Origin of the sequence: Alkalihalobacillus sp. BA299, assembly GCF_017745675.1 — a bacterium.
Classification (GTDB): domain Bacteria; phylum Bacillota; class Bacilli; order Bacillales; family Bacillaceae_F; genus Alkalihalobacterium.
In genome coordinates this window covers 1-1,055 of the sequence record NZ_JAFLJM010000055.1, presented here as the reverse complement: position 1 = coordinate 1,055, position 1,055 = coordinate 1, and the positions used below count along the sequence as shown (strand labels likewise).

Here is a 1,055-nt window from a genome sequence, read left to right as displayed (position 1 = left end):
TATTGACAAAAAAGCGCTATCATTATACTATTGTGTTACGTAAACGTTTACTATAAACTTATTAATCAATTAGGAGGAATTTAATATGAAAAACAAAGTAAAATGGAGCGGTGTATTTCCAGCAGTTCTTATCCCATTTAACGAGGATTATTCAATTGATGAGCAAGGATTTCGTGAGTTAGTTCGTTGGGTAGCGAGTCATGAAGGCGTTAATGGTATCGTTGTAAACGGACATACAGGTGAAATTATGACTTTACTTCCTGAAGATCGTGCGGAAGCTGTACGAATTGCGGCTGATGAGTTACAAGGTCGAATCCCAGTCATTTCTGGTGTATCAGCTGAGGGAACAATTGAAGCGATCCAACATGCTCAAGCAGTTGAAAAAGCAGGTGGAGAAGGAATCCTACTTATGCCGCCACACTCATGGATCCGATTTGGTATGCAGCCAGAATCAACGGTTGAGTTTTTCAAAGACGTAGCGGAAGCGATCAACATTGGTATTGTTGTTCATGAGTATCCAACGTGGACAAAAGCATCGTACACAACTGAGCAATTATTAGAAATGGCTAAAATTCCAAATGTTGTAGCTGTTAAAGTCGGACAAAGAGACATGGCGCAATATGAAGTGGATGTTAGGGCATTAAAACAACAGGCTCCAGATGTAGCACTATTAACTTGTCATGATGAATATCTACTGCCTACTTTAATTCAAGGCATTGATGGTGCCCTTGTTGGTTTTGGTTGCTTTGTGCCAGACCTAATCGCAGAGTTAGTAAAATGCGTGAATAACCAAGATTTAGCTGCAGCTAACGAAGTCTATGACCGTATTTTCGAATTAAAGCATGCGATTTACAAAATGGATGAGCCTTCTTCGACTTCTCATTTACGTATGAAAGAAGCCATGTATCAACGTGGATTAATTAGCAGCTCCCTAGCACGACGTCCTGTTTTACCTTTATCTGAAGAAGATGTAGAGGAAATTCGTCAAGGATTACTAAAAGTAGGCTTGATTGAGGAAAAAGCAAAAGCATAATGAGATTTATTGGTGGTTGCAG

The 1,055-nt window shown here is 39.5% G+C and carries 1 protein-coding gene; it reads left to right on the top strand.

Going from position 1 to position 1,055, the window contains the following annotated elements:
• The first annotated feature begins 85 nt into the window (after positions 1 to 85).
• Complete coding sequence (locus J0N78_RS25480) at positions 86 to 1,033, top strand: dihydrodipicolinate synthase family protein (RefSeq protein ID WP_209125862.1); 948 nt, start codon at positions 86 to 88, stop codon at positions 1,031 to 1,033.
• Positions 1,034 to 1,055 lie beyond the last annotated feature (22 nt).

Excerpts from the sequence above, each read along its gene's own strand:
- J0N78_RS25480 (WP_209125862.1), top strand. The coding sequence starts at position 86 with ATGAAAAACAAAGTAAAATGGAGCGGTGTATTTCCAGCAGTTCTTATC.